Raw genomic sequence first — 22765 nt, 5'->3', positions numbered from 1 at the left:
CACCAGACACGGCCTAGGCGCTCAGCGGTAGCGGGGTTCGCTCGACCTTGAGGACTCGGTGGAGGCGGGTTACCGCGAGGATGCGGATGACCGAGGGTAGGGGATGCCAGAGGACCAGTTGGCGGCCCAGGGACTGGGTGCGGCGGTGGGTGGCGACCAGGAGGCCGAGGCCGGTGGCGTCGACCGCGTCGACCTCCTCGAGGTCGACGATCACGTCGCCGTCGGAGGTGTCGATGAGGTGGTTGAGAGTTTGGCGGACGTCGCCGACGGACCGGACGTCGAGGATGCCGGTCAGGTGTATGACGTTGTCAGGCTCAGCTGGTGTTCTGTGGGTCGGTGCGAGCATGTCCGTGCCCTCCGCTCTTACGGCGGCCCCCGAGTGATCGGCCGCGTGGCAGCGTCTTGATGGTAAAGACTCCCCGCAGACACGGAAGGTTGCCAAGAGCTCGCGATCTTTTGTTTCGCGAGACAATGGTGTCCGTGTTCGCCGAGCATTACTTCCTGTTCCCGGTGGTGGCCATCGCCCTGGCCGGCGTGATGGTGCTGCTGTGCCGCTGGGCCTTCTCCAAGGCGAAGGGCGGCTCGCTGGTCCGGCGGGTCGACCACCGCCCGGCCGAGCGGGACGCGTTCGGCCTGCTCACCGACATCCGGACGGTGCCGAACTACAACGAGGCGCGCGTGCTCGTGTCGCGGCTCAAGGACTTCGGCATCAAGGCGACCGCGGCGCACACCAAGGACGGCTGGACCATCTATGTCTGGCCGCGCGACGAAGCCGCCGCCCGCGGGCTGCTCGACCACTCCTGATCAGCTCCGCTGATCCAGCGGCGCTGATCCTCTCCGGCTGTCATCCGGAGAGCGCTCTCGTGCGTCCTCTAGCGACGACGGGGGTCGCGAGAAGGGGTCTGGGGACATCGGACAAGAACAGAGCGAGCCCACGAGGAGGACCATGACGCCCGAGGTGGCCCTCGCGGCCGTCACGCTGCCCAGCCATAGACAGCGCGCGCTACGCCGTGACGCCGTACCCGCGGACGACGACGGGTGGGAGCTGGAGGCGTCGGTCCAGGAGCCGGAGCGGTTCGCGGCGATCTTCGACCGGTACTTCGGCCAGGTGCACGCGTACGTCGCCCGCCGGCTCGGGAGCGATGTCGCGGACGATCTGGCAGCGGAGACATTCTTGATCGCGTTCCGGCAGCGGGCGCGCTTCGACCGGCGCAGCGGGGTGGTGCGGGCGTGGCTGTACGGCATCGCGACCAATCTGATCCGCCGGCACCGCCGCGACGAGGTACGGGCGTGGCGCGCAGCGGCAAAGCTTCCGCTGCCGGTCCCGGCCGCGACACATGAGGACCGGGTCGCCGCACAGGTGACCGCGCAGGGGGCCTCGCCAGAGCTGGCGGCCGCGTTGGCAAAGCTGAACGCGAAGGATCGGGAGGTCCTGCTGCTCGTGGCGCTCGGACAACTGACGTACGACGAGGTAGCGGCGGCACTCGGGATCGCGTACGGGACGGTGTGCTCGCGGCTGTCGCGTGCGCGCCGGGTAGTACGGGCAGCCGTGACCAACCCCGCGGAGGATCCGGCATGAACGAGTTCGACGTACTGCGGAAGGCGTTCCCCGAGACAGACGGGCCCACACCGGAGGCGACCGACGCGGCCCGGCGCCAGGTGGAGGAGCTGATCCACCAGGCCAAGCCAGCCAGGTCTTTCACGAGCTTTGTCCGGGCGGGGTGGCTCGGCACTGCTGTTACTGCTGCCACTGCACTGGTAGCGGTAGTCGGGCTAGGTGGCGCACTGGTGGTGGGGCGAGGCAACGGTGGCGGGTCAATGCCAAGTGGCCCGACGACTACTACTGCGCCTCGGCTGACCGCAGCAGCGGAGGTGCTGATCGCAGCAGCGGTCCGCCAGGAGAAGGACGAGAAGGTGTCCGGGAAGTACTACCGGGTGCGCAGTCTGCAGCTGAACCCGACGACGCGGGTCGGCAACCCGAAGTACACGCTGGAGCGGCGGTCGATCACCGAGAGCTGGATGCCGATGAAGCCGGGCGTGGAGTCCTGGTTCGGCTGGGTGAACCTCGGCTATCAGCTCATCAGCCCGGCCGATGTCGCGAAGTGGCGTGCGCAGGGGTCGCCGACGTCCTGGCAGCTGCCGTACGAGCGCACTCCGATCACCATGACGGACGGCGTACCTGTGGTGAACAAGATGTCGTTCCGCGACGTCCCGCCCGGGTACTACCTGACCGGCGACAAGCCGCTCAGCGCGGAGCAGATCGCGGCCCTTCCCACCAGCCCGGTCCAGCTCTACCAGTACCTCGCCAACACCGCCGGCTTGCACGAGGCGGCAGCCGACCGTGAGTACGCCGTCTTCGCCGCTGCCGGCAGGCTCCTGTTCGAGATGCCCGCTCCCCCGAAGCTCCGTGGCGCAGCACTCCGGGTGCTTGCCGGACTGCCGGGCACACGTGTCCGCACCGGCGTCAAGGATCCACTCGGCCGCGTAGGCACCGAGGTCAGCATCACCGCGACCCTGAGCAAGCCCAGTAGTAACCGGACCAGCCTGTTCTGGAGCGGAGCGACGTACATCATCGACCCGACGACCGGTCGGCTCCTGAGCTCCACGCTCGGCGGGCCGAAGCCCGGCTCGACCGTCGTACTGGAGTCCGGCTGGACCGACGACAAGCCGACTCGTCCCTCCGCCGCCGTCCGTTGACCGGTTGGATCCAGCGTCTAGGTTGGGTGCATGGGGACTCTCCTGGAACTGGATCTGACCCGTGGTGTTCTCGAGACGCCGCCTGCCTCTCCGTTGGCGGCCTTTCGGGCCCGTCATCTGCCGACGCTGCGCGAGCTGGTGTCTGCCCTGCGGAAGGGTGCGCGGGACGACTCGGTCGTCGGCGTGGTCGCCCACCTGGGCGGTTCTCGGCTCTCGCTGGCGCAGGTGCAGGAGCTGCGGGAGGCGGTGGCCGACTTCCGTACGTCGGGGAAGCCTGCGGTCGCCTGGAGCGAGTCGTTCGGGGAGTCCGGTCAGGGCACGGTGCCCTACTACCTGGCGACCGCGTTCGACGAGATCTGGCTGCAGCCGTCCGGTGACCTGGCGATCACCGGTGTGACCGTGCAGGCCGTGTTCATCCGCGGTGCGCTGGACAAGGCGGGTGTGATCCCGCAGTTCGGCAAGCGGCGTGAGTACAAGACGGCGGCGGACACGTTCACCGAGAAGGAGATGACCGAGCCGGGACGCGAGATGGCGTCGCGGCTCGCGGAGTCGGCGTACGAGCAGATCGTCGAGGGCATCGCAGTACGGCGGCGTCTGGACACCACGCGGGTTCGGGAGCTCGTCGACACCGCACCGCTGCCCGCACAGGACGGTCTGGACGCAGGACTGGTCGATCGACTCGGCTACCGGTCCGATGTGTACGACGAGCTCGAGAAGCAGCTCCAGTACGACGACCGGCTGTTGGCCGAGCGGTACATCCGGCGTGGTCCGCGCAGTCTCGAGGACCTGCGCAAAACAGTCCCCTGGCCGCAGAAGCCTCTGGTAGCAGTCGTCCGCGTGGCGGGCGGCATTTCAGTCGGCCGCAACTCCAACAGCCCGATGGGCGGCCCCGGATCCGGCTCCGACACCGTCGGCGCCGCACTGCGTGCCGTGGCCGAGAACGAGCGCGTGAAGGCCGTCGTACTGCGAGTGGACAGCCCCGGCGGCTCGTACGTCGCCTCCGACGCGATCCGCAACGAGGTCCTGCGGCTCCGCTCGACCGGACGACCTGTGATCGCGTCAATGGGCAGCGTGGCCGCATCAGGCGGGTACTTCGTGGCGATGCCGGCCGACGTGATCGTTGCGCAGCCCGGCACGATCACCGGATCCATCGGCGTACTGACCGGCAAGGGCGTCGTACGCGATGCACTCGGCCGGATCGGGATCTCACGGGACGCCGTGTCCGAGGGCGCGAACGCGCAGATGTACTCGGCGCAGGAGGAGTTCACCGACGAGCAGTGGGCGCGGCTGGAGGAGACACTCGACCGCATCTACAAGGACTTCGTCGCCAAAGCCGCTCAGGACCGCGGACTGCCCGAAGAGCGACTGGAGTCCCTTGCACGCGGACGTGTCTGGACGGGCGCTGACGCGCACGGTCACAAGCTCGTGGACGAGCTGGGCGGGTTCCAGCACGCGCTGACGCTCGCCTGCAACCGCGCTGGTCTGGACCGCGACGAGATCGGCGTGACGGCCGTGCCACACCGCAATCTGCTCAGCCAGCTGCGTGCGCCTGTCACGACCGATGATCTAGCTGTCAGTGCGGCCCCGTTGACGCTCGACGGCCTGACCAGCGGTCTCTACAGCGCACTGGGCCTCCCGCCGGCCGGAGTACTCCGGATGCCCTTCAATTGGGAGATCAGCTAGCGCTCGCCACCTGGGACCCAGAGGACGTCACCGCCGGAGGACAGGTTGGCGACGCGGCCCAGGATGAAGAGCAGGTCGGACAGGCGGTTGAGGTACGTGATCGCCAGCAGGTTGACCGACGGGCCGTGCGCCTCGACGGCGGCCCAGCCGGCCCGCTCGGCACGGCGTACGACCGCGCGCGCGACGTTCAGGTAGGCCGCGCCCTCGGTCCCGCCGGGCAGGATGAACGAGCGGAGCTTGGTCAAACGACCGTTGTAGTCGTCACACCAGCCTTCCAGCCGGTCGACGTAGTCCTGCGTGATGCGCAGCGGCGGGTACTCCGGATCGGGCGCGATCGGCGTGCACAGATCGGCCCCGACGTCGAACAGGTCGTTCTGGATCCGGGTGAGCAGCACCACGATCGCGCTGTTCATGTGCCCGGCCGCGATGGCCACACCGATCGCGGAGTTCGCCTCGTCCACCTCGCCGTACGCCGCCAGGCGCGGATCCGTCTTCGAGATCGAGGAATTGTCGCCCAGGCGGGTCTCGCCGGCGTCACCGGTGCGCGTGTAGATCCGCGTCAAGTTCACAGCCATGCCAGGACTCTACGCAAAGGCGGATCCGGTCAAACGCTACAGTCGACCGGTGGAACGGTTTCGGATCGCGGGTGAGGCACGGCTCGACGGCGCTGTCGAGGTAGCCGGGGCGAAGAACAGTGTGCTCAAGCTGATGGCGGCAGCGCTGCTGGCTGAGGGTACGACGACGCTGCGGCAGGTGCCGGGGATCCTGGACGTCACGTTCATGGCCCAACTGCTGGACACGCTCGGGTGTTCGGTGAAGGTCGATCCGGACGGACAGCTCGCGACGATCGCCGTACCGGCCACGGTCAAGCACCAGTGCGACTACGACCTGGTGCGCAAGCTCCGCGCGTCGATCTCGGTGCTCGGCCCGCTGCTGGCCCGCTGCGGTCAGGCGGAGGTCGCGCTGCCGGGCGGCGACAACATCGGCTCCCGCGGGCTGAACATGCACGTCGCCGGCCTGGAGTCGATGGGCGCGAAGGTGCATATCGAGCACGGGTTCGTCATCGCCGAGGCGCCGCAGGGGCTGCACGGCGCCGAGGTCTGGCTGGACTTCCCGAGCGTCGGCGCGACCGAGACGATCATGATGGCGGCCGTGCTCGCGAAGGGCACGACGATCATCGAGAACGCCGCCCGCGAGCCGGAGATCCAGGACATCGCCAAGATGCTCGTCGAGATGGGCGCCCAGATCGACGGCGCCGGCTCGCCGCGGATCGAGATCACCGGCGTGGACGGGCTGCTCAACCCGGTCGACCACACCGTCGTGCCGGACCGGATCGTGTCCGGGAGCTGGGCGTTCGCGGCTGCTATCACCAAGGGTGACATCACGATCGCGAACGGCCACGCGGAGCATCTGGAGCTGCCGCTCGACAAGCTGCACAGGGCCGGCGCGGAGATCACCGTGCTGAACCCGGGGTTCCGGGTCCGGATGCACGACCGGCCGAAGCCGGTGGACGTGGTGACGCTGCCGTACCCGGGGTTCGCGACGGACCTGCAGGCGTTCGTGATCGCGTTGAACGCGCTGAGCGACGGCGCCGCGATGGTGACCGAGAACCTGTTCGAGGGCCGGTTCACGTTCGCGCAGGAGCTCACCCGGCTCGGGGCGCAGATCCAGACGGACGGGCATCACGCTGTCGTTCGCGGCGTACCGCGGCTGTCTGGTGCGCCAGTGGTCGCTTCTGACATCCGCGCGGGCGCTGCGCTGGTGCTCGCCGGTCTTGCGGCCGAGGGCGAGACGCTGGTGTCGGCCGCCCATCACGTGCACCGCGGTTACACCGACTTCGCCGGCAACCTCCGCCGCCTCGGCGCCGACGTGGTCGTCGAGCCCGACGACGCCGAGCTGTACTGGAACTGACGCCCGCCCGCGCGGAGTCCACCCGCTGGCGGGTTATTTGCCTGCCGGCGCGTTGTAGCGCGTCATCCGTCACACAACCCGCCAGCCGGCCGGCGGGTTAGGGTCTGAGGCATGACTGAGCGCGTGATCAAGCCCGTTGGCCGCGGTTTTCTGTTTCTCGACTCGCATCCGGCGGGATGTGTGCGGGTGGTCCGGGAGATGGCGGCGGAGGTCGAGCCACGGACTCCGGCCCGTCGTACGGCGCTCGTGATCGGGTCCAGCTCCGGGTACGGGCTGGCGACGACGATCGCGGGGCTGGCGCGGTACGGCGTCGACGGGATCGGGGTGTCGTTCGAGAAGGCGCCGACGGCTCGACGTACGGCGACCGCGGGCTGGTATCGCACTGCAGAGACCGCCGCGCTGGCTGAGGAGCTCGGGCGGTCGTGGAGCTTCGTGAACGCGGATGCGTTTTCGGACGACACGAAGAACGACGTACTCGACAAGGTCGCGGAGCTCGGCGGGATCGACCACCTGATCTACAGCGTGGCCGCGCCGCGGCGGGTGGATCCGCGCAACGGCGAGACGTACCAGTCCGCGCTGAAGACGATCGGTACGCCGTACTCGACCAAGAGCCTCGCGTACGAGGACGGCGAGCCGGTGTTGCAGGAGGTCGGGATCGACGTCGCGACCGACGACGAGCTCGCCCAGACCGTGAAGGTGATGGGCGGCGAGGACTGGGCCCGGTGGATCACCGCGCTCCAGGAGCGTGACCTGCTGAAGCCCGGGTTCAACACCGTTGCGCTGACGTACATCGGATCTGAGCTGACCGGGCCGATCTACCGCCAGGGCTCGATCGGCACCGCGAAGGCCGACCTCGAGCAGACCGCGCTGAACCTCGCGAAGGACGGCGTGACCGCGATGACCTCGGTGAACGGCGCGGCCGTCACGCAGGCATCGTCCGCGATCCCGGGCATCGGCCTCTACGTCAGCATCCTGCACAAGGTGCACGGCCTGCAGACTCCCGTGCAGCAGTCGATCTCGCTCTGGGACCAGCTCACCGGCGAGGCCCCGCTCGACCTCGACGACGAGGGCCGCATCCGCCTCGACCGCTGGGAACTCGCCGACGACGTCCAGTCCGCGATCCGCACCCAATGGGAGTCCGCCACCCCAACCAACATCGCCGAGGTAGCCGACACCGAGTGGTTCCTCGCCGAAGTACACCGCCTCTACGGCTTCGGCGTACCAGGCGTGAACTACGAAGCCGAAACCGAGGTCGACGTGGAGTGGCCTACAAAGGCTTGAACGACGCGAGCTCGAGCACGAGGTCTCCGGCTTCGTCGGAGGCGGCCAGGTCTACTGATGCGTTGATTCGCCAGTCGTGGTTGCCTTCGGGGTCGTCGATGATTTGCTGGACTTCCCAGTAGCCGGGGTGCTCCTCGACCATGAACAGCGCGGGGCCGCGGGCCGCCGGGCCGGTGTTGACCACGTCGTGTTCGGCGTAGTACGCCGTGCCGGCTTCGGCCCAACGGCCCGCGTCCCAGCCGGCGCCGGCGTCGAGTTGGCCTAGCTCGGCCCAGCGGTGCAGGGCCAGGAGCTCGACGCGGCGGAACATCGCGTTGCGGACGAGGACGCGGAAAGCCCTTGTGTTCAAGGTGATCCGGCGCGGGCCGGTCGGCGTGACCTCGGCCTCCGGCTCGTCGGTGGGGTTGGTCAGCTCCTCCCACTCGTCGAGCAGGCTGGAGTCGGTCTGCCGGACGACCTCGCCGAGCCATTCGATCAGGTCGGTCAGGTCCTCGTTCACCTTGTCCGGCGGCACGGTCTGCCGGAGCGCCTTGTACGCGTCGCTCAGATACCTCAGGACGATGCCCTCGGAGCGCGCCAGACCGTAGTACTGGATGTACTCGCCGAACGTCATCGCCCGCTCGAACATGTCCCGGACGACCGACTTCGGCGACAGCCCGGCCTCCGCGATCCACGGATGGGTCTGCCGGTACATCTCCAAAGTTGCCTCGAGCAACTCTTCGAGCGGCTTCGGCCAGCTGATGTCCTCGAGCAGCTCCATCCGCTCCTCGTACTCGATGCCGTCGGCCTTCATCGAGTTCACGGCCTCGCCCTTGGCGTGATGCAGCTGCGCCATCAGGATCGCGCGCGGATCCTCCAGCGTCGCCTCGACCACCGACACCACGTCCAGCGCGTACAACGGGTCCTCGGGGTCGAGCAGATCCAGCGCGGCCAGTGCGAAGGTGGACAGCGGCTGGTTCAGTGAGAAGTCCTTCTGCAGGTCGACCGTCAGCCGCAGGGACCGGCCGAACTCGTCGGGCTCGTCGAGGCGCTCGACCACTCCCGCGGTCAGCAGCGTGCGGTAGATCTGGATCGCGCGGCGAATCAGCCGGATCTGCGCCCGGGAGTCCTCGTGGTTGTCCTGCAGCAGGTGCCGCATGCTCGCGAACGCGTCGCCGTCGCGGGCGATCACGTTCAGCAGCATCGCGTGGCTGACCCGCATCCTCGACTGCAGCGGCTCCGGATCCGCGGCGACGAGCCGGTCGAAGGTGTCCTCGCCCCAGGTGACGAATCCCTCCGGCGGCTTCTTGCGCTGTACCCGGCGCTGCTTCTTCGGGTCGTCGCCGGCCTTCGCGAGCAGCCGGACGTTCTCGACCACGTGGTCCGGCGCCTGGACGACGACCGTGCCCGACGTGTCGTACCCCGCTCGGCCGGCCCGGCCCGCGATCTGGTGGAACTCGCGGGCTTTGAGGATCCGCTGCCGGCGTCCGTCGTACTTGCTGAGCGCCGTCAGCAGGACGGTCCGGATCGGCACGTTGATCCCGACGCCGAGGGTGTCGGTGCCGCAGATGACCTTCAGCAAACCGGCCTGCGCGAGCTGCTCGACCAGCCTGCGGTACTTCGGAAGCATGCCGGCGTGGTGGACCCCGATCCCGTGCATGATCAGCCGCTGCAGGGTCCGGCCGAAGCCCGAGCCGAACCGGAAGTGCCCGATCAGCTCCTTGATCTTCTCCTTCTCTTCCTTCGTGCAGACGTTGATGCTGGTCAGCGCCTGGGCGCGTTCCAGGGCGGCCGCCTGCGTGAAGTGGACGACGTACACCGGGGCCTGGTGAGTCACGAGGAGCTCGACCAGCGTCTCGTGCAACGGGGTCGTGACGTACTTGTAGATCAACGGCACCGGGCGTTCGCCGGACGCGACGATCGAGGTCGGGCGGCCGGTACGGCGCGACAGGTCGATCTTGAACCGCTCGACGTCGCCGAGAGTCGCGGACATCAGGATGAACTGCGCCTTCGGCAGCTCGAGCAGCGGGACCTGCCAGGCCCAGCCGCGATCCGGCTCTGAGTAGAAGTGGAACTCGTCCATCACCACCTGGCCGACGTCCGCCTCCGCCCCTTCGCGCAGGGCGATGTTGGCCAGGACCTCCGCCGTACAGCAGATGATCGGGGCGCCGGCGTTGACGGACGCGTCGCCGGTCAGCATGCCGACCTTGTCCGCGCCGAACACGTCGCACAGCGCGAAGAACTTCTCCGACACCAGCGCCTTGATCGGGGCCGTGTAGAACGTCCGCTGCCCGTGCGCGAGCGCCGCGAAGTGCGCGCCGGTGGCCACCAGGCTCTTCCCGGAGCCGGTCGGCGTCGACAGGATCACGTTCGACCCGGTCATCACCTCGATCAACGCCTCTTCCTGAGCCGGATACAACGAGATCCCCTGCTCCCCCACCCAACGCGCGAACACGTCGTACAGGTCGTCAGGCTCGGTCGTCCCCGGCAGTTGCTCAGTCAGCGTCATCGTCACCCATTGTCCCTGACCAACCGAAACTGCTGCCGCCGCACCTCCGGGAAGGTGCGACGGCAGCGGTGGTTACTTGCGGCCCTGGATGGCCAGGGCTTGTTCGTACTCGTGACGGATCGCGTCCGCGCCGGCCTTCCGGTAGTCGGCCACGGCCTCGTCCCAGGAGTTGAGGTCGGCGCGGCCCAGCTGGATGTCCTTGGTGATGGAGTCCATCCGGGTGTCGAGAATCTTGCCCTTGGTCGACTGGGTGGGTGAGTACAGACCGTACGTCGGCGGCAGGATCGCCGTCGGCAGCACTGCCTTGAAGTGGCCGTACGCGGTGTCGACAGCTTCCGGATGGCCCGGGAAGTACGCCGGGTAGGGCCCGTCGGAGAGGTACTGGATCGGGAACTCCCCGAGGCACACCTCGCTGCCACCGTCCTTGGTCAGCACCGGATCGGTCCCGTTCAGCGTGTAGTGCCGCCCGGGCAGGCCGAACTTGCGGAACAGGTACTCCTCGGTCCCGAACGGCGCCGCCATCCAGTTCAGCATCCGGAGCAGCAGCTTCGTCCGCTCCGGCGGGCCCGGCCTGATCGCGGCGATCGAGTTGTTCGGCGAACCGAGCAGTACCCGCCCGACCTTGCCGTCGTCGGCACGCGGTACCGGGATCGAGATGTTGAAGTCCTGGTCCGTGGCTCGCCGGTAGAAGCTCTGGATCGACGAGTACGTGTCCTGGGTCATCACCGCCGACCCCTGCGTGAACCAGACCTTCTGATTGTTCTTCGCCACCCCGTCCGGATGGATCGTGCCGTCCTTCACCATCTGCCGCGTGACCGCCAGCATCTCCTTGTGTTCCGGCAGTTCCCGGCTGTGCACCAGCTTCCCGTCGCGCACCTCCCAGCCGTTGGGCAGGCCGAGCATCGCGCTCACCGCGGCGGTCGGCGGCACCGCGAAGCCCCACCGGTTCTTCTTCCCGTCGGTGACCGCCTTCGCGACCTTCTGCAGCTCGTCGACGGTCGGCGAGCCGAGCTCGACGCCGAGCTTGTCGAGCAGGTCCTGGCGGGCCAGCAATGTGTTCGACGACATCACGCCGCGCTGGATCGGTACGGCGCGGATACCGCCGGAGAACACGCACCCGCGCCACGACGCCTGCGGCGCGTTCGCCAGGAACGGGTACTCGAGGATGGCGTCGCCGGACAGGAACTCGGTCAGGTCCTGCGCCCGCGCCTCCAGGAACTGCGGCAGGTACGCGAACGACCCGTCCACGTTGAACACGTCGCCCAAGGTGTCACCGGCCACCGACGTGGCGAACTTGTTGACATAGTCGGTCGCCGCCGTGATGGTCAGCTCGAGTGGCGACCCGAGCCTGCGGTTCAGTTCCTGCCAGTACTTGTTGCGATCGGCGGTCGGCGGAATCGGGTTCGACGTCAGGGTCGATCCCGCCACCTCGCTCCCGTCGCCCGGTACCCCGCTGGTCACCTTCTGCGGATCGGCCGGGAACCGGTAGAAGCAGTCCGGCATCAACGGATGGCTCCGCGGCAGGTCGGGCTTCGGCCCGTCGAACCGCTTGTACGTCGGCAGCGCGACCGGCTTGTTCAACGCTGCGATGTCGTCCGAGCGGGTCACCGTGGAGCACCCGGTGAGGCTGACGGCGGCCGCGGCCAGCGACCCGCCGAGGAGGGTCCTTCTGCTGACGTTCATCCCTTCACCGCCCCGGTCAGCATGCCCTTGGCGAAGTGCCGCTGCAGGAACGGGTACACGATCAGGATCGGGACCAGCGATACCACCAGGATCGCCATCTGGATCGACTCCTGCGGCGGCAGCTGATCGGCCGCCGCGCCACCGAGATCACCGCTGCTGAGCTCGGTGTTGTTGATGACGTACGTCCGCAGTACCAGCTGCAACGGCCACTTCGCGGTGTCGCTGATGTAGAGCATCGCGTTGAAGAACGCGTTCCAGTAGCCGACCGCGTAGAACAACCCGACGACCGCGAGCACTGCCCGGGACAGCGGCAGCACGATCGACCAGAAGATCCGGAAGTCGCCGGCGCCGTCGATCCGGGCCGAGTCCAGCACCGAGTCCGGGATGCCCATGAAGAACGACCGGAGCACGATCACGTTGAAGCCGCTGATCGCCGTCGGCAGGATCAGCGCGAACAGCGAGTCGAGCAGCCCGAACTGCTTCACCACCAGGTAGTTCGGGATCAGGCCCGGGCTGAACAGGATGCTGAACAACACGATCATCAGGATCGGCCGCTGCCCGAACGACCCCTTCCGGCTGAGCGAGTAGGCCAGCATCGTCGACCCGGCGAGACTGATCAGCGTGCCGCCGACGGCGATCACGACGCTGACCAGCAGCGCCCGCTGCACCACGCCGCCGTTGAAGATCGCCTTGTACGCGTCCAGGTGCAACGCGTCCGGCCACAGCACGAACCCACCGGAGTTCGTGACGTGTTGCTGGCTGGCGATGCTGGTCGAGATCACCCCGAGGAACGGGATGACGACGACCGCACAACAGACCACCAGTACAAGGGTTTTGAGGACCCGCGACGACATCGCCGGTCCATCCTCGATTCCCTTCTGAATCGTGCTCATTTCTGGTACACCCCCGCCTCGCCGAAGATGTGCGCGATCTTGTTGGCGCCGACCACCAGGACGACGGCAACAAGTCCCTTCACCAGACCGACCGCGGCGGACACACCCCATTGGCCGGCGAGTACGCCGTTGTTGTAGACGTACGTGTCAAGTACTTCGGAGGCCGGTCTGCCGACCAGGTTCTGCTGCAGGATGATCTGCTCGAAGCCCACAGTCAGCGAATCGCCGAGCCGCAGGATCAGCAGCAGGATGATCAGTCCGCGGATACCGGGCACCGTCACGTGCCACAGTTGCCGCCATCTGGAGGCTCCGTCGACGCGAGCGGCCTCGTACAACCCGGGATCGATCTGGGTCAGCGCGGCCAGGAACAGGATCGTTCCCCACCCGGTGTCCTTCCAGATCACCTGGCTGGTCAGCAACGCGATGAAGCCGTCCGGATTGCCGAGGAAGTCGATCGTGCCCATCCCGTGCGAGCGCAGGAAGTTGTTGATCAGGCCGCTGCCGCCGAGGATCTGCTGGAAGATCGCGATCACGATCACCCAGGACAGGAAGTGCGGCAGGTACAGCACCGACTGCACGATCCGCTTGATCCGCTCCGACAGCAGGCTGTTCAGCAGCAGCGCCAGCGCGATCGGCGCCGGGAACACGAAGATGACCTGCACCAGGGTGATCAGCAGCGTGTTCTTGAGGGCGTTGAGGAATTCCTGGTCGCCGTTGAAGATCACGGCGAAGTTGTCCAGTCCGACCCACGCGCTGCGTCCGAACGGGACGAACGGCAGGTACTCCTGGAACGCGATCAGATTCCCGAGCAGCGGCAGGTAGTGGAACACCAGCAGCAGCACCAGCCCGGGAAGGGCCATCAGCAGCAGGATCTTGTCCCGGCGGGCCCGGGCCCACCAGGACAGCGGTTTGGCGGCCGAGCGCAGCCCGGCGCCGTTCTGAACGGCCGCGCCCGGTGGTCCGGAACCGGTCGCCCCGGCGCTGTCGCTCGGGGTGGTCCGGTCCGTCTGGAGGCTGTTGATTGCGTCTGTTCGAGCCACGCGAGACTCCCTGGGTGGTTGTCGTCGCTCCCGCAACGGAGAGCGTTTTCCGTTCCCCTTTGTTCGATGCTGTCGTGTCTTGGGGAATCGCGCAGCTTCGTTCGGAGCGTCATCCCGGATTCGTGGCCGCATGACCACCACACGTGATCAATCGCACGGACGGTTACGACGAAATTACTGCCAGGTCCCGATCGGTCGTCGTTGCTGGCCGACGCCGGGCTTGGACCAGTCGCAGACACCGCCGGGGAAGATCGTCCGCAGTCGCGTCCACTGCGCGTCGCTGAAGGCCGGGTAGTCCGAGCGGACCAGGGCACGCAGCTTGCATTTGATGATGTCGGCGGCGACTCCGGCGCCGGCGACCTCGCGGGGGAACGAGGCTGAGGGGAAGAGTTGCTCGCAGCGCGAGGCCGGGTCGCGGTTCAGCGGCTGGGCGACGAAACCGTCCGGCCCGCGACAACCCTCGACGAGTGTGTCGGGCTTCGCGGCGACGATCTTGTCGATCCGCGGCCGGGAGGTGCCGTCGGCGTCCAGCACGGTCAGCCAACTGTCCATCGAGTCGATCGCGTGCTGCAGCAACGGACTCTCGGTGCTGAACAGTCCGTAGCGCGCGTCCTCGAGCAGGCTCACCTGGTTCGCCGACGTACCGTTCGCCTTCTCGAGCCGGGCCCGCATCGAGAACGTGTGGTACCGAACGTGGATGTCGCCGTACGACTGGGTATCGAAGTACGCGCGGTAGTCGATGATCGGGACGTCCTTCAGCCCTCCCCCGCCGTTGGTCAGCCGCCTGGTCCGGTAGGCCGTACGCACGGCCTGCGGATCCGCGACAGTGCGAGCCGGCACGAGATTCGCGTCGGCGTCGAATCCGCCGACGTGCTCGTTCAGGTCGAGGAACTGCGAGGGCGTGATCACGCCGGACTTCAGTACGCCGAGCCCGTACTGCACGCCGACGTTGTCCAACGGCCGCCGTACGAACCCGGTCGACGGATCCGCGCCGTACGTGTTGATCGCGTGGTCGAAGACGTCACACCGCACCCCGCGAGGATTCGCAACCGGGTCGTAGCGTTGCGCCGCCGGGACGATGTCGCAGTTGCGCCGCGGGTCGATCCGGTTCGCGCCGGCTGCCATGCTCGGCAGCGTCGCGTACGTCGCGAACCCGGCCACTTGCCGCTTCTGCTCCTGCGTCCACGCGATGCTCGACTTGTTGAAGTACGAGTCCAGCAACCACGAGTCGCTGATGAACGAGATCGTGCCGAACCCGACCTCCGGGAACGAACACCCGACGATGATCCCGTCGAAGATGCCCGGGTAGTTGTCGGTGATCTGATGCGCCTGGTACGACCCTCCCGAGCACCCGAAGCCGACCGTGTACTCCGGCCGCCCGTAGTGCTCGACGAATAGCTCCTTCGTCATCATCGCCGACTCGGCCGCGGTCAGATCGTTGCAGTTCTGCCCGAAGACGTTGAGCGACGAGGACATCAGCGCATACCCACGACCCAGCAGGAACGCATCCGTCACGCCACCGGTCGTGGATCCCGATCGATGCCACCCGCCGGCGCAGCCGCCACCGAGCGTGAAGATCGCGCGCCCGTTCCAGCTCGACGACCGTCGGGTCGGCGTCGGCGTTGCCTCGCGCAACGGATCGTGCAGCATCGTCGTCTGCACGACGGCCCGGTTCGCGTTCCCCGTCTCCATCCGGACGATGAACGGATCGCCGTCGTCGGTCTTGGCGAGATCCGCCGGGTACGACGTCGTACCGACCGGCCACTTCGCGAAGGTCCCCGCGGTCGTCCGGTAGAAGTAGTCGACCCGCGGCTTGACCGTGCAGTCGGCGTCGAGCGGAGCACCGAGCGTGCCGCCGATCACCGGGATCGTGAACTGCGCCGTCTCACACACGAACGGCTGCTCGTGCGGACCCGAGAACACCGGACCCTGGCGCGGATAGTTGCGCACGTCAAGCGTCGTACGTCGTCCTCCAGACTCTGCCTGCAGGACATTCGATCCCAAGCTGAGGTTCCCGACCAGTCCGGTCAGACCGTGCCCATCAGCGGTGAACACCGACGACACGTCCTTGCCGTTGAGCATGACGTGCACGTTGTCGTCAGCGCCATCGACGTGGACGAGCGCATCGCCGCCGGTGATCTTGTCCGGGCGGCTGGACAAGATCTCCAGCTTCACCTCCCGCGACGCCACGGCCGGAACCGCGGGAAGGACGAGCGCACTGGCGAGCAGGACTACGGCCAAACGAACTGGTCGTGAACCAATCACGCGTCCTCCTAGTGGGCGGCCACCTCATATACGCGGGCGATGTCAGGAGTCGTGCTGGACGGATCGGAGATCGTCAGCCGGATCTGGTCGATCGCCGCAGTCGTCACCGGAGTGGAGACCAGGGCCTTCGTGTTGGCCGTATAACTCCCGAGCTGGACCCAGCCCGCGGAGGTGTGTCCCTCGACCTTGAACGCGGTCAGAACGGTGCCGGTGGCAACGTTCGGGTACCCGTACCCGCTGTACACGTCCACCTGACTCACATCCTTGTAGGTCCCCAGAGCCACTGTGAGCACCGGCGTCGTGTCACCGACGGCCGACATCCAGCGTCCGCTGTCCAGACAGGACCCGTCAACCGCTTTCGGCGCGCCCGAGTTCGCGTCGTACGTCGACGACGCGGTCACCGTCGCACCGCGCGCCAGGTGATCGGAACACGGCGAGGCCGCCGGCGCTCCGGCCAGCCAGTCGCGGATGAACGCTCCCTCGTACTCGCCCGACAGCAGATTCCAGTTCTTGTCGAACATCACCGGAGCCCAGAAGTTGTCGAACACCCAGCCGACCCAACCGATCTGCGGACGAGCATCCAGATACTGGCGCAACGGCAATCCCCAGCCGGACGTCGTACCGGCCGTGACCTGGTTCGCCGACGACGAGGGATCCCAGCCGAACTCCGTCAACACCACCGGCAGCGTCGCCGAGGCGGTGCCGAACTTCGGATCGAGACTGGCCGCGGTCGTCGGGCCCTGGTTCGGATAGAGGTGGTAGACGTACGCGATATTGCCGCCGGTGATCGGGTCGGTCACGGCGCCGTTGAGCCGGGTGCTCCAGGACGGGCTGCCCATCAGGATCACGTTCGACGCCACCGACCGGATCGAGTCGACCACCGGCTGGATGTAGGACTTCCAGGTGGACCAGTTGTCCGGCGCGATCGGCTCGTTGAACACCTCGAACAACACGTTCGGGTTGTTCGCGTAGCGCGGCGCGATGAAGTCCCAGAACCCCTTCACATCGGACTGCGGTACGGCGCCGGCCGCGTCACCGTAGTTGCGGACCAGATGCAGGTCGATGATCACATAGAGGCCCTTGGCAACGGCATGGTCGACGTACGGCTTGATGTACGTCGCGTCGTAGGCGTTCAGGTCCGTCCCGATGGCCTCGGTGACGAGCAGGCGGAGGACCTTGGAGTTCCAGCCGTTCGACACCGTCATGTCGATCAGGTCGTTGATCGGCTTGGAGTTGCAGTCGGTGCAGACCGAGTTCTGTTCGGGGGCGATGACCGACAGACCCTTCAGGGTCACAGCGGTCCCGGCGCTGTTCTTGATGCGATTGCCTTCGGTGTGCAGGGCGGGGAGGGCGGTGGTGTTCGCTGCGGCATTCACCAGGGAAGCAGCCGAGAACAGCAACGCAGTACACAGGGCGGCCAAAGACTTTCGGAACACAGCATCATCCCTTTTCAGTCGCGATGGGTGCGGATCTCTTCCGGCCATGCCAGCGGGATCTTCAGGCTGTCCGCGAGCAGGCGCTGATAGTCAGCGAGGTGGGTCGGATCGTTGCGGACCTTGCGTGGTGACAGGCCTTCGGTCAGGCAGAAGCTGACCAGTGCGCCAACCGCCTCGCCGATGCTCCATTCGACCGGGTGCAGGCGGTAGCAACCATTGGTGATGTGCGTCGTGCCGATGTTCTTGTTCGCGGGCAGCAGGTTGTCGACGCGGACCGGGATCAGCGCGCCGAGCGGGATCTGGAACGGATACGCCTCGATGTCGACGTACGTCCGCCCCGCCGTGCTCGGGTGCAGATCGATCCGGTAGCGACCGAGCCCGACGGTGTCCGCGAACACCTCACTGCCCGCGCCATCCGGCCGCGCCTCGACGCCGACGTGCTGCTCGAGCACCGTGAACTCGGCCTGGATCCGACGCGACTCCCGGATGTACGGCGCCTTGGCCAGGCCGTCCGCAGTGCCGGTGACGTCGGGGCGCAGCGTCAGACCGGGGTAACCGCCGTCGGTCTGCATCCAGTAGAGGAAGGACAACGACAGGTCCCGGCTGGCAGCGAGAGCCTTCGAGGGGTCAGACCCGCCGAGCAGCGGCTGTTCCCAGTAGTCGAGCTGCGGCCAGTTGACCACCGTGACATCCGGGATCGCCTTGTCGACAAAGTTGCTGCTGGCAAGGATTTGCCGGTAGCGCCAGAGCGAGAACGGGGCCCGGCGATCCTGATTTGCCTCGAGCAACTTCCACTCCCGCTGCTCCAGCGTCACCGGTACGACGTCCGTCCAGGACAACTGCGGCCCCGGCCAGAACGGCGCGACCGTGTCCCGCCAATGCTCATACCCAGCCGGACGGTCGATCGTGTGATCCTCCCCCGCCCGATGCTCGAGCGCGAAGCACCACGAGAATGCCTGCTGATCAAGGGGATTCGCGACCGCCGGCGCATGCAGCTCGCCGGTCTGGTCACGACCTTCCGCACCGATCACGTGCTCGACGTTGGCCAGCTCTAACAGGTCGCCGAGCTCGGTCGCGTCGACGACGTACGTCGCGGACACCGTCAGCTCGTCGCCGCTGCGCAGATCCCGAAGCGTCACCGCCTCGATCTCGTCGCCAGCCGCATGTGCCGCGACCGACTGATGCTCGAGGAACACGCGGAGCCGGCCGGACGCTCGCCACGGAGCGAGCATCTCCTCGAGTACGGCGGCGGCCACGCGCGGCTCGTGGCAGAACCGGCTGACGACACCGAGGCCCGGATCGAGCAGCGGATCGGCGGCGGCCTCAGGCGTCAGCGGGTAGTTGCGGCGGTAGTACTCCCGGATCCGGCCGCGCAGTTCGGCGTACCCGGTGGCGGCGTACTGCTCGATCCACGGGTGCTCGTCGGGCGGCACCAGCTGGCTGGTCAGCTGCCCGCCCAGCCAGTCGGTTGGCTCGGTCAGTACGACGCGGTGACCCAGCCGTACCGCGGTCAGCGCAGCCGCGACCCCACCGAGTCCACCGCCGACGACCAGGACATCCGTCTCGAGTTCCACCCGTTCACTCCTTTACTCGAGGTGCGGCGACGGTTTCGCCGGCCACCAGATCACAGGCCACCAGTTGGCTGACCGGTTCCTCGTCCGGGTTCTCGACCCGCGCCACCAGGGCGTCGATCGCGATCCGGCCGATCTCTTTGCGCGGGATGACGAGGCAGTCCCAGCGGTGCCCGGGCTCGTCACCCGACCCCTCCAGCACCGCGACCGACAGGTCCCCCGGGATGCTCAGCCCGCGCGCTGCCAGCCCGGTCCGCAGGTGCTCGGCCAGGCCGATGTTCTCGGCGACCACCGCGGTCTCGGGGCCGGACGCCAGTTCGTCCAGCCACTCCTCCGTCAGCTCCGGTTCGCCGCGGAATCCGGGCGAGCGGTCCTGGAGATCCAGCCGCTCGACCGCGTTGCGGTAGCCGGCCCTGCGATCGGCGTACGCCTCCTGCTCGATCCCCGAGCGCAGGTAGGCGAAGTGCCGGTGACCGCGCTCGGCCAGGGACGTGACGAGCCGGTCGGCGGCCGACACGTAGTCCGGGATGATGCACGGGATCTCCGCACCCGGGACCTCACGGCGGCCGATGTGGACGAACAGGTACCCGTCGTGCCACAACCGGGCGAGTTCCTCGCGATCGGTCGCGGCGCCGAGCAGCACGGTGCCGTCCGCGAGGTTGAGCCGGTTCGTGCCGTCGCGGTAGATCCGGCGCCGGCCGTCGCTCGTCCCGGTCGAGGTGAACAGGACCAGGTCGTACCCGATCTCCTCGGCCCGCTCCTCGATCCCGAGCAGGAACTCGAAGTAGAAGTCCTCACGCGCGTGCGGGAACACGGCCTCGAAGGTGTGTACGCCGAGGAGCCGGTTGCGCTTGTTGCGGAGGTTCCGCGCGGCCGCGTTCGGGACGTATCCGAGCTCCTTGACCGCGGCCCGGATCCGCTCCTGGGTCTCCTGCGGGATCCGGTCGATGTCCCCGCTGACCACCCGGGACACGGCGGACTGGGATACGCCCGCGACCCGGGCGACGTCGGATTGTCGTGGCGCTTTCATGCGTTCTCCTGCAACCAGCAATGGGTCCATCGCCCCTCGGGCAATTCGGTCCGGGGCGGCGTTTCGGTGCGGCATTTGTTCATCGCGAACGGGCAGCGTGGGTGGAACCGGCAGCCCGCCGGCGGGTCGATCAGGCTCGGCGGCTCGCCCAGGTCCTCCGCGTCGAACAGGTTCGGCCGGTCTCTGCGTTCAGGATCGGGAGACGAGTCGATCAGCAGCTGCGTGTACGGGTGCAACGGGTTCGCGATGACGTCCTCTTTCAGACCGCCTTCGACCATGCGTCCGGCGTACATCACGACGATGTCGTCACACAGATAGCGCGCGCTGGCGATGTCGTGGGTGATGTACAGCAGGGCCAGGCCGTCCTCGGTCCGCAACCGGTCCAGCAGGTTGAGCATCTCGAGCCGGATCGACACGTCCAGCATCGAGATCGGCTCGTCGCCGAGCAGCACCTTCGGCTCGACCGCCAGCGCCCGCGCGATCACCACCCGCTGCCGCTGCCCGCCGGACAACTCGTGCGGGAACTTGTCGAGATATTGCTCGGTCGGCGTCAGACTGACCCGCTCCAGCAGCTCGGTGACCTTTTGGTCCAGCTCAGCGCGAGAACGGACGGCGTGATGCAGCTTGACCGCGCGCTCCAGGTTGTAGCGGACGCGATGCAGCGGATTCAGCGAGCCGAACGGGTCCTGGAAGATCAGCTGTACGTCGCTGTAGTAGGCCCGCGGCTTGCCCTTCACGGTCTCGCCGTGCAGCCGGATCTCACCGGACGTCGGCGGATAGAACCGTGCGAGCAGCCGCGCCAGCGTGGTCTTTCCACTGCCGCTCTCACCGACCAGTGCCACGATCCGGCCCGGCTGCAACGCGAGCGTCGCGTCCTCCACGGCACGGACCGTCGACCGGCCCGCCGGGAAGTGCTTCGAGACCGCGCGGGCCTCGAGAACAGGTTGGCTCATAGCTGATCATCTCCTGACGGATAGAGCCGGCACGCGACGGTATGGTCGGCGTGATCCTCGATCGTCAGCAGCTCCGGCCGTTGCTCGTCGCAACCGTCGAAGCGGTCCGCGCAGCGCGGGTGGAACGGGCAGCCGGGCGGCGGATTGCGCAGGTCCGGCGGGCTGCCGGGGATGCCGGTCAGCTTGCGGAGCGGCGAACGCAACGGCGGGAACGAGTCGCGCAGACCGCGGGTGTAGGGGTGCCGGGGCTTCGTGTAGAGCGATTCGGCGGTGCCGATCTCGACGATGCGGCCGCCGTACATGATCGCGATCCGGTCGGCGAGCTCCAGGAGCAAGGACAGGTCGTGGGTGACGAAGACGACCGCGAATCCAAGCTCGCGGCGCAGACGCAGCACCTGGGCGAGGATCTGGCGTTGCATCACCACATCGACGGCTGTCGTCGGTTCGTCCATCACGACCAGCTCGGGACCGCAGGCGAGCGCGAGGGCGATGCTGGCGCGCTGCCGCATGCCGCCGGAAAGCTCGTGCGGGTAGCTGCGCACGCGGTCTGCGGAGATCCCGACCATCCCCAGCAGGTCGGCCGCCTTCGCCCAGGCATCCTTGTTGCCGAGCGTCTTGTCGTGGGAGCGCAGTACGTCGACGAACTGCGCGCCGACCCGCATCACCGGGTTGAGCGCATCCATCGCGCTCTGCAGAACGATCGCGAGCGAGGTCCAGCGCAGCTTCCTGAGCTCGTCGGCGTTGAGCGAGACCAGGTCGGTGCCGCGGAACTCGATCCGCCCGGCCGTCGTGACCGCAGGAGGGCGCTGCAGCCGGGTCAGCGCAGTGATCAGCGTCGACTTGCCCGACCCCGACTCCCCGGCCACGCCCAGTATCTCGCCCTGACGCAGCTCGAACGTCACGTCGTCGCACGCCCGCACAGGCCTCTCGCCGCTCACATAGTCGACTGTCAGACCTTCGACTGTCAGCACGCTCATGCCTCGACCACCTTTCGCGCGCGTACGACGACCGACCGGCGGGCCTGACGCAGTTTCGGGTTGGAGATCTCGTCGACGCCGAAGTTCACCAGCGTTGCCGCCGTACCGATGAGTGCGATGCACAGCCCGGGCGGCACGAACCACCACCACAAGCCCCGCAGTACGGCGCTCTGCTGCTGCGCGGCCTGGATCATCGTGCCCCAGCTGATCGAGCCCGAGTCGGTGATGCCGAGGAAGGCCAGCCCGGCCTCGGCCATCACGCCGCCGATCATCCCGTGCAGGAACATCGCCGAGATCCAGCCGGTCAGATGCGGGAGCACCTCGAAGAAGATCAGCCGCCGGTGCGGCTCGCCGATCATCCGCATCGCCAGCACGAAGTCACGACTGCTCAGGCTGAGCGACTGGGCCCGCAGCGTCCGCGCGCCGCCCGACCAGCCGAACAGGCCGATGATCAACGCGATCACGAACGGCCCGGTGCCCTGCACGTAGCCCGCGACAATCAGGATCAGCGGGAGGACCGGCATCACCAGGAACAGGTTGGTGAAGAAGTTCAGGCCGTTGTCGACCGCGCCGCCGAAGTACCCGGCCGGTACGCCGACCAGGATCGCGATCAGCGTGCCGATCGCCGCGGCGAGGATCCCGACCAGCATCGAACCCCGCGCGCCGGCGACGGTCTGTGCGAGCACGTCCTGGCCGAACTGCGTCGTACCGAAGAGGTGGTGCGCGCTGGGCGGCTGCGAGATCGAACTGATGTCGTTCGCTCGCGGGTCACCGCCGATCACGGGTCCGAGGACGGCGAGCAGCACGAAGAACGTGAGGATTGAGAGGCCGATGCGGACCTTCCAGCTCTTGAGCAT

19 protein-coding genes are annotated in these 22765 nt (G+C 67.6%); 6 read left to right on the top strand and 13 right to left on the bottom strand.

The genetic code is table 11. The features are described from left to right. Positions 1 to 13: 13 nt before the first annotated feature. Positions 14 to 346, bottom strand: coding sequence for an STAS domain-containing protein (locus tag EV645_RS35990; RefSeq protein ID WP_130448702.1), 333 nt, complete (start codon positions 344 to 346; stop codon positions 14 to 16). Positions 347 to 471: 125 nt separating this feature from the next. On the opposite strand from EV645_RS35990, the gene EV645_RS35985 reads away from it, so the two are divergent. The 4 genes from EV645_RS35985 to sppA all read left to right on the top strand — a co-directional run bounded on the left by EV645_RS35985 (position 472) and on the right by sppA (position 4380). Further along, positions 472 to 804, top strand: a complete 333-nt coding sequence (locus EV645_RS35985) for a hypothetical protein (protein ID WP_130449444.1) — start codon at positions 472 to 474, stop codon at positions 802 to 804. A 142-nt stretch (positions 805 to 946) separates the two neighbouring features. After that, positions 947 to 1579, top strand: coding sequence for an RNA polymerase sigma factor (locus EV645_RS35980; protein WP_130448700.1), 633 nt, complete (start codon positions 947 to 949; stop codon positions 1577 to 1579). Beyond that, positions 1576 to 2697: a CU044_5270 family protein gene (locus EV645_RS35975; RefSeq protein WP_130448698.1), complete on the top strand. Its 1122-nt coding sequence runs from the start codon at positions 1576 to 1578 to the stop codon at positions 2695 to 2697. The genes EV645_RS35980 and EV645_RS35975 overlap by 4 nt, the downstream gene beginning before the upstream one ends. A 30-nt stretch (positions 2698 to 2727) precedes the next feature. Further along, positions 2728 to 4380 carry a signal peptide peptidase SppA gene (sppA, locus tag EV645_RS35970; RefSeq protein ID WP_130448696.1) on the top strand — a complete coding sequence of 551 codons (1653 nt, stop codon included), beginning with the start codon at positions 2728 to 2730 and terminating at the stop codon, positions 4378 to 4380. Here the strand turns inward: sppA and EV645_RS35965 are convergent. Then, on the bottom strand, positions 4377 to 4955 hold the full coding sequence (locus EV645_RS35965) for a cob(I)yrinic acid a,c-diamide adenosyltransferase (protein WP_130448694.1): 579 nt from the start codon (positions 4953 to 4955) through the stop codon (positions 4377 to 4379). The two genes, sppA and EV645_RS35965, sit on opposite strands and share 4 nt — an antisense overlap. 49 nt (positions 4956 to 5004) lie before the next feature. Here EV645_RS35965 and murA point away from each other — a divergent pair, with 49 nt between their 5' ends. Then, positions 5005 to 6291 (top strand): UDP-N-acetylglucosamine 1-carboxyvinyltransferase, encoded by a 1287-nt coding sequence (gene murA, locus EV645_RS35960; protein WP_130448692.1) that lies wholly within the window; start codon positions 5005 to 5007, stop codon positions 6289 to 6291. Positions 6292 to 6402: 111 nt separating this feature from the next. Continuing rightward, a complete protein-coding gene (gene fabV, locus EV645_RS35955; protein WP_130448690.1) occupies positions 6403 to 7572 on the top strand; it encodes an enoyl-[acyl-carrier-protein] reductase FabV in 1170 nt (389 codons plus the stop codon). Here fabV and EV645_RS35950 read toward each other — a convergent pair. The 11 genes from EV645_RS35950 to EV645_RS35900 all read right to left on the bottom strand — a co-directional run bounded on the left by EV645_RS35950 (position 7559) and on the right by EV645_RS35900 (position 22765). After that, the gene (locus EV645_RS35950) at positions 7559 to 10060 is read right to left on the bottom strand and encodes a DEAD/DEAH box helicase (protein ID WP_130448688.1); all 2502 of its coding nucleotides are present in this window, start codon (positions 10058 to 10060) and stop codon (positions 7559 to 7561) included. The genes fabV and EV645_RS35950 overlap by 14 nt on opposite strands. A 72-nt stretch (positions 10061 to 10132) precedes the next feature. Further along, a complete protein-coding gene (locus EV645_RS35945; protein WP_130448686.1) occupies positions 10133 to 11743 on the bottom strand; it encodes an extracellular solute-binding protein in 1611 nt (536 codons plus the stop codon). Then, on the bottom strand, positions 11740 to 12636 hold the full coding sequence (locus EV645_RS35940; protein WP_130448684.1) for a carbohydrate ABC transporter permease: 897 nt from the start codon (positions 12634 to 12636) through the stop codon (positions 11740 to 11742). Before EV645_RS35940 ends, EV645_RS35945 begins: the two co-directional genes overlap by 4 nt. Next, positions 12633 to 13676, bottom strand: coding sequence for an ABC transporter permease (locus EV645_RS35935; RefSeq protein WP_242000872.1), 1044 nt, complete (start codon positions 13674 to 13676; stop codon positions 12633 to 12635). Before EV645_RS35935 ends, EV645_RS35940 begins: the two co-directional genes overlap by 4 nt. A 174-nt stretch (positions 13677 to 13850) precedes the next feature. Continuing rightward, positions 13851 to 15851 (bottom strand): DUF6351 family protein, encoded by a 2001-nt coding sequence (locus EV645_RS35930; RefSeq protein ID WP_422386666.1) that lies wholly within the window; start codon positions 15849 to 15851, stop codon positions 13851 to 13853. Between the two features lie 98 nt (positions 15852 to 15949). Beyond that, positions 15950 to 17377: a cellulase family glycosylhydrolase gene (locus tag EV645_RS35925; RefSeq protein WP_157997238.1), complete on the bottom strand. Its 1428-nt coding sequence runs from the start codon at positions 17375 to 17377 to the stop codon at positions 15950 to 15952. Positions 17378 to 17391: 14 nt separating this feature from the next. Next, entirely contained in the window at positions 17392 to 18951 is a 1560-nt protein-coding gene (locus tag EV645_RS35920; protein ID WP_130448678.1) for an FAD-dependent oxidoreductase, read from the bottom strand. 4 nt (positions 18952 to 18955) lie between these two features. Next, on the bottom strand, positions 18956 to 19978 hold the full coding sequence (locus tag EV645_RS35915; RefSeq protein WP_198682095.1) for a LacI family DNA-binding transcriptional regulator: 1023 nt from the start codon (positions 19976 to 19978) through the stop codon (positions 18956 to 18958). Continuing rightward, a complete protein-coding gene (locus EV645_RS35910; RefSeq protein WP_130448674.1) occupies positions 19975 to 20931 on the bottom strand; it encodes an ABC transporter ATP-binding protein in 957 nt (318 codons plus the stop codon). Before EV645_RS35910 ends, EV645_RS35915 begins: the two co-directional genes overlap by 4 nt. After that, positions 20928 to 21908: an ABC transporter ATP-binding protein gene (locus EV645_RS35905; protein ID WP_130448672.1), complete on the bottom strand. Its 981-nt coding sequence runs from the start codon at positions 21906 to 21908 to the stop codon at positions 20928 to 20930. Before EV645_RS35905 ends, EV645_RS35910 begins: the two co-directional genes overlap by 4 nt. Beyond that, entirely contained in the window at positions 21905 to 22765 is an 861-nt protein-coding gene (locus EV645_RS35900) for an ABC transporter permease (protein ID WP_130448670.1), read from the bottom strand. The genes EV645_RS35905 and EV645_RS35900 overlap by 4 nt, the downstream gene beginning before the upstream one ends.

Origin of the sequence: Kribbella rubisoli, from assembly GCF_004217145.1 — a bacterium.
Classification (GTDB): domain Bacteria; phylum Actinomycetota; class Actinomycetes; order Propionibacteriales; family Kribbellaceae; genus Kribbella; species Kribbella rubisoli.
This window is presented reverse-complemented; position numbering and strand designations above follow the sequence as displayed.